Below are 8652 nucleotides of genomic sequence, written 5' to 3' on the forward strand. Positions count from 1 at the left end.
GTGGAACAGATCCTCCAAATGGTGACCGCTCCCAAGGGACAATTGCGCATTCTGCACGCGCCGGAATGCTGGTTGGTCCTTGTCGGTCTGGCGGTCCTCTGGCTTTTTCCAGATGATCTCGGATTCGCCACGACGGTTATCATCAATGCGTTGTTCGTGCTGTCCTTAAGCCTAGTTCTTGGACAGGCTGGCGTGATGTCCATGGGGCACGCTGCAGTCTTCGGTTCAGGCGCATACAGCGCAGGACTCGTTGCGCTGCACGTGACGGGCGACCCCCTTATCGGACTTGTGCTCGGAGGAGTGGCGGGTGCTCTAGTCGCGTTCGTTAGCGGCCTTATGATTTTGCGGGCGAAGGGATTGACACTCGTCATGCTGACGATTGCCGCATCGCAAATTCTGCTGGAGGTCGCGAACAAGGCCCGAGCCGTAACGGGAGGCGACGACGGATTGTCTGGATTCTCGGTGCGACCGATCCTGGGTTACTTTGAATTCGATTTCTATGGTGTGACGGCGTATCTCTATTCGCTCGCGGTGCTGATCGCGGTCTATTTTGTGGTGCGGAAGGTGGTCGCCTCGCCCTTTGGCTTGTCCAGCAGGGCGATCAAGGATGATCCTTCGCGAATGACCGCGCTTGGCTGTAACGTCTATGTCCATCTTGTCGCTGTCTTCGTCATAGGTGGATTTATCGGCGGGCTGGCGGGGGCGCTCAGCGCACAGACAACGCGGGTTGTCGGCTTAAACACTCTCGACTTCCAAACGTCAGCTGGTGCGCTCGTGATGCTGGTGCTCGGCGGGATGGCGCGCCTTCCGGGTGCCCTGATCGGAACCTTCGTTTATATGGTGGTCCATCATGCAGTCTCCACCGCAGATCCCTATCACTGGTTGTTTGTCATCGGCTTCATGCTGATCATCACGATGTTAGTCTTGCCTCAAGGGTTGATCCAACTCTTCGACGGGCTGCAACAAATCGTCAAAAGGGGGGCCGTTCATGACTAGTCGGCTCTCTGTGTCCGGATTGAGCAAATCGTTCGGCGGATTCGCGGCGGTCGTCGATGTATCGCTGACACTGCCTGACGGCGCCAGAACTGCGCTGATTGGACCCAACGGTGCCGGGAAAACAACAGTTGTGAATCTCATTACCGGCGTCCTGTCCCCAAATGCGGGGCGGGTTGAACTGCAAGGGATCGACGTAACCACAGCGTCCGCCGCCGTCCGCGTTAAGGCGGGAATGGCGAGGACTTTTCAGATCAGCAAATTGTTCAAGGATCTGACGGTCGAAGAGAATGTGCGCGTCGCGGTTCAACTTCGTCGCGGAATGGGCATGAGCGTGTGGTCGCCAACCACCGCTCTTGAGGAAGCGCTCGCCGAGATCAAGGCAGTACTGACCGATCTGCAACTCACCAAGCTGGCGAGCCGGAAGGTTGGAGCCATGTCGCTTGGGCAGCAGAGATTGGTCGAACTTGCGCTTGCGCTTGCGCTGAAGCCGGGCGTTCTTCTCTTGGATGAACCCGCCGCTGGCGTCCCGAAGGGAGAAAGCGGAATCATACTCGATGCTGTCGAGCGCCTGCCGGGAGATTTGGCGGTGTTGTTGATTGAGCACGATATGGACCTCGTGTTTCGCTTTGCGCGTCGCATCATTGTTTTGGCAAACGGGCGACCTTTGGCGGAAGGGTCGCCCCAGGAGATCGCGGCCGACGACCGCGTGCGCCAGGTCTACTTTGGAAAGGGCGCCATCCATGGCCACTGAGCTGCGGGTTGAGCATCTCACCGCTGGTTACGGGATGCTCGAAATCGTCAGAGACATTAACTTCACCGTCCGGACCGGCCAGCGCATCGGCTTGCTAGGGCGGAACGGAGCTGGGAAGTCGACGACTCTGGCTGCTGTGGTAGGACTTGCGCAGCGTCAGCAAGGGACGATCACACTCAATGGCCAGGATATCAGTACCAAGCCGACCTACCGAAGAGCGAGGGCAGGCATCAGTCTTGTCCCACAGGCGCGGGACATATTTCCAAGTCTGACCGTGGAAGAGAACCTGCTCGCAGGCCTGAACGGTCGGCCGTCTCGAGAAGCGCTTGAGTTTGCGTTTGGCATGTTTCCGCGTCTTCGAGACCGCCGTGCAAATGGAGGCAGTCAGCTCTCGGGCGGAGAGCAGCAAATGCTCGCGGTCGCGCGCGCGCTCGTCGGCCAGCCGCAGATCCTGCTCCTCGATGAACCGCTAGAAGGTTTGGCGCCGCAGATTCGCGACGAGTTAATGGATACCATCATTCAGATGACGACGCGTACCGGCATCGGTTGCTTACTCATCGAGCAAGACGTCGATGTTGTTCTCGGCTTCGCCGATCAGGTGCTCGTGCTGGAGAATGGACGCTGTCTCTACGCAGGAACTTCTGAAGCTTTGCGAAAATCTCCGGAAATCCTCGAACAGACGATTGGGTTAGGCAAAGTTCAGTAAGGCATCGAGTGATGCCATGAAGGGAAGGAACACGACATGCTGTCAAAGCAGGACAACGAACTCCTGTGCCGCGTCGGGCCTGGCACGCCGATGGGCGAGCTCATGCGCGAATATTGGATCCCGGCCTGTGCGTCGAACGAGCTCAAGCCCGACGGTCCGCCCATGCGCCTGCTACTTCTCAACGAGAAGCTGTTGGCGTTTCGCGACACCAACGGCCGGGTCGGGATAGTCGATCATCAATGTGCGCATCGTTGCGCTTCGCTTTTTTTTGGTCGAAACGAGGGCAACGGCATCCGTTGTGTTTATCATGGGTGGAAGTTCGACGTGAATGGGAACTGTCTCGACATGCCCAATGTGCCGCCGGGGCATTCGTTCGCCGATAGGGTTAAGATTAAGGCGTACAAGACGTTCGAGCATAACGGCCTTGTTTGGGTTTACATGGGAAAGCGTGAAAAGGCTCCCATTCTTCCCTCGCTCGAACCGATGTTCCTACCCACGGATGAGGTCGAGGTTGGGTTCGTACAGCGAGACTGCAATTGGCTGCAGGGACTGGAAGGCGAAATTGATACTTCCCACTATGCATTTCTGCATCTGGGAAGCGTGAAGGAAGATGACGTCGCTCCCGATAGCATGCACAAGTTCGCGCTTCGTAACCGAGCGCCCGAGTACTATACCGCCGAAACGGAGTGGGGGACGATGTACGCTGCCCATCGTCCGGCAGAGGCTGGCGAATTATTTATGCGCTACGCACATTTTCTTTTCCCGTTTTTCACGATGGTGCCAGATGGTTCTTTCGACGACCACATCGTCTTTAATGCGTGGGTTCCAATGGATGATGAACATACGATGGCGACATATGTCGTATGGAAGAAGCGCACACTTGCGTTGAGAGAGCTGAAGGACGGCAGGCCTATTCCTGGCCTAGAGCAATACAATACCGTTCCGTACCTGCCAAACTCAGCTGATTGGTACGGCCGGTTTCGTCCGGAACTAAATGCGAGCAATGACTACAAGATCAATCGGGAGGCCCAGCGGACTTCGAGCTATTCTGGCTTGCCGAGCCTTGGTATCCAAGACCAAGCCATTATCGAAAGCATGGGACCAATCGTTGATCGTTCAAAGGAACATCTCGCGCTTAGCGATCGAATGATCAGCGTAACCCGCCGGAGACTGCTTTCTGCAGTCAAAGCTTACGGCTCAACAGGTGAGTTGCCCCCAGGCGTCGACAATCCGACTAGTTACCACGGAGCGCGAAGCGGATCTTTCGTTGCCAGAGACGGGGAGGGTTGGATGGAGATGTATTCGTCCCAGCTAATCAATGCCAAGCGCGCATTTAGCGAAGTCGATCTGGATCCCAATCACCTTTCTCACGCCGCTCAATAAGTTCGACAAGACAGAAGGTTCCCAAAATCGAATAAGCGCCTAAACAGCTGGCCAATTCTCCTTCATGCTCATATTTGGCACCACAATCTTTTGAAGATTGTCGAAGGGGCAGCCCTTGTCACCATCTGGCGTGTAAGGGATCGCGAGAAAAAGGTTCGGTCCTCAACTGTAGGGCGCCTCCGCGCGTCTGACTTGTAAGCGCTGTTTCGGCCCCACCTTCCATTGAAGGCGTCGAGCGAAGAATGATCGATCTCTGATTGGAGATCGACTTGTGTCCAAGCTTGACCATATGCTTGAGCCTAGGACCTCGGTTCGTCGGGTCGAGGTATCACGGAGATCGGCCGACGCCGGCGTTTCTCGGCCGACGACAAGGCGCGGTTCGTCGAGGAGACGCTGGCCTCGGGTGCCGTGGTATCGGAGGTCGCGCGGCGGCACGGATTGTCGCCGCAACAGCTGTTTACGTGGCGTCGGCAAATGCGAGAACCGGTTGCGATCCCTGTGGCTCCGAGCCGCAGACGTTCGTGCCCGCTGTCATTACCCCATCGTCCACGCCGCCGGAGCGCTCACCGCGGCAGCGCCGACGCCTCTGGAAGGGGCCCGAGAGCGCCGAGAACAGCGGCATCATCGAGTTCGAGATCAACGGCGTCGCGGTTCGGGTCGGCGGAGGCGCGGATGCCGCGACGGTTGCGGCCGTGATCCATGCGTTGAAGACCTGCACGTGATCGGTCCGACGGGCGCGGTGCGGGTGGTGGTGGCGACCAGGCCGGTCGACTTCCGCAAGGGTGCCGAAGGGCTCGCGGCCCTGGTGCGTGAGAGCATCTAGGCAGATCCGTTTTCCCCTCGGCGCCGTGTATGTGTTCCGCACCAAGCGCGCCAACAGGGTGAAGCTGATCTATTCGGGCGGCGCGGGTGTGTGCCCGTTCGCCAAGCGGTATGAGACGGTCCGTTCTGCTGGCACAACGTGCAGGACGGGGTCATTCGCCTGACCGCGGCGCAGCTGTCGGCCTTGCTCGAAGGATTGGACTGGAAGCGCGTGCACGCTGCGCGCGAGACACCTTCGCCGATCGAGGCGAGTCGAACTGCGGCACAGTGAATCAGTATGCATGTCGTACTCGCGGGGGCCGAGACGCATGGTGTAACCGCGTCGGCCACCGTGGCGCAGGTGCTCGTCGCCAAATATGCCGACCATCTGCCGCTGTATCGGCAGGCTCAGATTTACACCGTCAGGGCCTCGACCTGGGTCGCTCGACCCTGGCCGATTGGTCGGGGGCAGCCTTCCTGTTGCGGCCGGTGCATGAGTGGCTGCTCGCGAGGCTGAAGCAATCGCCAAAACTTTTGCAGACGAGACCCCCCCGGTGCTCCATCCCGGACGCGGCCGCACCAAGACCGGCCAGCTCTGGGCCTATGCCCGCGACGACCGGCCCTGGGGCGGCACGGACCCGCCGTCGCCTATGTCTACGCTCCCAATCGAAAGGCCAAACGGCCGAGCGCCCACCTCGCGGGTTTTGCCGGCATCCTCTAGGTCGACGGTTATGCCGGCTGTCGGGTCCTGGCCGAGCGCGGTGACGTTGAACTGGGCGTTCTGCTGGTCCCATGTGCGCCGGCGCTTCTACAAGCTCGCCGCTGCTAGTCCCGCACCGATCGCCAGCGAGGCACTCAAACGTATCACCGGGCTCTACGTCGTCGAAGCCGAGATCCGCGGCCGCACCGCCGACGAGCGTCGCGCCGTCCGCCAAGAGAAGAGCCGGCCGATCGTCCACGAGTTTGAAACCTGGCTGCGCGCCAAGCTTGATCTGATCAGCCAGAAGACGAAACTCGCGGAGGCCATCCGATATGCACTGTCGCGTTGGGACGGACGCGCTTCATTGCCGACGGCCGCATCGAGATTGATTCCAACGTCGTCGAGCGCGCTATCCGCCCAATCGCGCTCAACCGCAAGAACGCTCTGTTCGCTGGCTTGGACGGCGGCGGCGAACACTGGACCGTCATCGCCTCACTGATCGAAACCTGCAAGCTCATCGGCGTCGAACCCCACGCCTATCTCGCCGAAATCATCACCCGCATCGTCAACGACCACCCGAACTGCCAGATCGACGAACTGCTACCCTGGGCCTATCTCACAACCCAAGAACGCTCGCCCGTGGCCTGAGAACATCGCCGACTCCGACTTCACCCTGTCGAGGAAGACAGTATTTGAATGGCCAAAAGTGCTTGGCAGATCCCGCCATGTGCAGCGCGGGAAAATCTGACGCCGCGGACGCCGAGGCGATTTGCGAAGCGGCGAGTTGGACGAGTCGATCAAGAGTCCTGAGCAGCAGAGCGCGCGGATGCTGACACACGTGCAGCCAGTTCATCGGCAGGCGTACCCAGCTCGCCAATTCGATCCGCGGCTACGCCGCGGAATTTGGCTTTACCGCGCCCAAGGGGCTTTCGCGGCTTTCATCAATTTATGATCGATATTCGGGCCGATGAGACAGTCGACTTGGCGCTGGAGCTCGTGGAAGCGTTGGCGGCAGAGCTGGCGCGCGATGACCAGATCGCTAAGCTCGACAAGAAGCTCATGCACCTCCACCGGAGTAGCGAGATGAGCCGACGACTGGCGGCCATTCCGGGAATTGGTCCGATTGACGCGACGCTGCTGTTAATCAAGGTCCTGGATGCAGGTGGGATCAAGTCGGCAAGGAACTTGGCTGCTTGGCTTGGCCTGACACCAAAGAACCATTCAACGGCCGGAAAGAACCGGCTCGGCGTGATTACGCGCGCCGGCAACGGCATGTTGAGAACCGTTTTGGTCGCTGGCGCGACGGCTGTGATCGCAGATGTGCGGCGACGCGAGAGTCGCTCCTGACCCTGGCTGAAAGACATTATCGTTCGCAAGCCGCCGAAGCTGGTTGCCATAGCGTTGGCAGATAAGCTGGCGCGGATCGCGACCCACAGCCTGGATCCGCATCGTCGCGGGGCGGGGTTCGCTTTAAGGGTATGGTCAGCCGGCGCGAGCTGCCGACGATTTCCGGCGCCGCACGCCCTTCGGCGCAAAAAGCACCGCCAATCGGGTGGTCCTCTAATACCTCCACGCCGACCAGGCGCCCGTCTTCGACCACGCTTACAGCGCCGCAGCGCGTGCAGCTGAGAGTGTAATAGCCGGCTACACGCTGTTTCACCGTCGACTTAAGTGCGTTACACGTTTAGGTCATACCACTGCAAGTTCCGTCAAGGCTAAGTAATGATCAGCAACGAATCGAAAGCTTGCCGGCGAGGCCGCCAAGACCCCATGGACCAGAATTTGCGAGAACAGGTGCTGCAACGGGTGCGCGCCGAGATCATTTCCGGGCAGAGCCTTCCTGGCACCATGTATTCCGTGCCTAGCCTCGCGGCAAGCCTTTGCGTCTCTTCGACGCCGGTGCGAGAAGCACTCCTCGAGCTCAGCTTTGGAGGCTTGGTCGAGCCCATGCGAAACCGCGGTTTTAAGGTTGTCGAACCGACATTGCCCGAGCTGCGAAATCTTTTCGATATGCGTGAAGTGCTCGAACTGCACGCCGCTGTGCTGGTTGCGACCAATCCGCCGCGAGACCTTCCGGTCGTGCGCGGTTTGGCCGATCAGATCGCCAAAGCCGTCGAGATCGATGACGTTCAGCTCTATCTGGAAGCCGACCGAAACTATCACCGCGAGCTCGTGGCAGCTGCAGGCAACGATCTGTTGACGGACCTAGTGATGGGCCTACGCGACAAGATTCGACACTATGGCATCAGCTCGCGCGCCGGCTTGGAGCGGCAGCAGGCTTCGGTGCAGGAGCACTATCGGCTTATCGAACTCGCGCTCGCTGGCGAGACTACAGCCATGCCGAGCTTGCTGCGTAGCCATATCCGCTCGTGGGAGCCGATCTTCGTCGACACATTGATGCGCTCGAGAGAGCAAGTGCGTGAGCCGTTGAAACAAGCGAGAGCTTGACTGATTTGCAGCGCTGTGGCTTTCGCGGCCAGCGAGACGCGGAGAATGAGGTCTGTGCGTCAAATTTCATTGCGAGCACTTTAGGTTCGTTGTTGTATCCTCGCGGACCGCTCAACCCTTGCACCGTCGCCTCACTAATCAGGGCGCATACTGCTAAGCCATGGGCCTAGAGGTAGCAAGATTAAGATACGCTCGCTCCGGGGTTGTGGCGCTATGCGATCGACCGCATCGTGATGATCCTGATGAATTCCGAGAGGTTTTCTAAAGTCCATCCTGTTCACGATGCCTAGTTCCGACAAGGCAGCCCGGTCTCGTAGCGTCTACCCTACGGCCCGGGCTGTTGGCTTCGCTGAAATCCGGCTGACGCCGGGCTTTCACCCTGACGGGCTTCTATCCCTGACGCGGAGCAAGTGATCTCCGCTGGCGCCACGATGGGGAGGTACCGAGCCGCTGTGTTCCATCTCACCAAAATTTCGGGTCCAGAACCCGGCCGATGTGCGCTTTGCCTTGAACCCGGTCAGAGATCCAGCAGAGGTATCGGCCCGCTGCTTAGGGGCGGAAAAGTGCTTGCCGCCGGACGCCTTGCTGGCGCTTTCCGATCCATTGGAAGAGCGGATTGTACCAACGAAATTCTACTCTCCACGAGGAAGGCCGGTCACGACGTGCGCGAGATTCGCAGCTGACAATCCCAGTGCAGGAGTCAAGACCGCAGTACCAATTGCGACAAATGCGCCTGATACGAAGCTTGGACCCCGCGATTCGCATAATCTTCATTATGGAATTTCCATGCGGTTTGATTTCTGTAGCTTTTTTGGTCCAAGCGGCTGATTAGACCTCGGCAAATGTTCCTGTTGAAACGCGGTTTGG

7 protein-coding genes and 1 pseudogene are annotated in these 8652 nt (G+C 59.0%); all 8 read left to right on the forward strand.

Translation table 11 applies throughout. The features are described from left to right. The 8 genes and pseudogenes from M2427_RS28360 (at window position 1) to M2427_RS28395 (ending at window position 7785) form a co-directional block, all read left to right on the forward strand. A complete protein-coding gene (locus M2427_RS28360; protein ID WP_280710167.1) occupies window positions 1–996 on the forward strand; it encodes a branched-chain amino acid ABC transporter permease in 996 nt (331 codons plus the stop codon). Beyond that, window positions 989–1747, forward strand: coding sequence for an ABC transporter ATP-binding protein (locus M2427_RS28365; protein ID WP_280710168.1), 759 nt, complete (start codon window positions 989–991; stop codon window positions 1745–1747). The genes M2427_RS28360 and M2427_RS28365 overlap by 8 nt, the downstream gene beginning before the upstream one ends. After that, window positions 1737–2453, forward strand: a complete 717-nt coding sequence (locus M2427_RS28370) for an ABC transporter ATP-binding protein (protein WP_280710169.1) — start codon at window positions 1737–1739, stop codon at window positions 2451–2453. The genes M2427_RS28365 and M2427_RS28370 overlap by 11 nt, the downstream gene beginning before the upstream one ends. A 36-nt stretch (window positions 2454–2489) precedes the next feature. After that, window positions 2490–3836, forward strand: coding sequence for a Rieske 2Fe-2S domain-containing protein (locus M2427_RS28375; protein WP_280710170.1), 1347 nt, complete (start codon window positions 2490–2492; stop codon window positions 3834–3836). A gap of 521 nt (window positions 3837–4357) precedes the next feature. Next, window positions 4358–4558 carry a hypothetical protein gene (locus M2427_RS28380; protein WP_280710171.1) on the forward strand — a complete coding sequence of 67 codons (201 nt, stop codon included), beginning with the start codon at window positions 4358–4360 and terminating at the stop codon, window positions 4556–4558. A 425-nt stretch (window positions 4559–4983) separates the two neighbouring features. Beyond that, window positions 4984–5985: pseudogene (locus M2427_RS28385) on the forward strand (IS66 family transposase); the annotation flags it as partial. 333 nt (window positions 5986–6318) lie between these two features. Beyond that, window positions 6319–6684, forward strand: coding sequence for a transposase (locus M2427_RS28390; RefSeq protein ID WP_280710172.1), 366 nt, complete (start codon window positions 6319–6321; stop codon window positions 6682–6684). Window positions 6685–7107: 423 nt separating this feature from the next. Next, the gene (locus M2427_RS28395) at window positions 7108–7785 is read left to right on the forward strand and encodes a GntR family transcriptional regulator (protein WP_280710173.1); all 678 of its coding nucleotides are present in this window, start codon (window positions 7108–7110) and stop codon (window positions 7783–7785) included. The last annotated feature ends 867 nt before the right edge of the window (window positions 7786–8652 follow it).

Source organism: Bradyrhizobium sp. BR13661 (assembly GCF_029892425.1).
Lineage (GTDB): Bacteria > Pseudomonadota > Alphaproteobacteria > Rhizobiales > Xanthobacteraceae > Bradyrhizobium.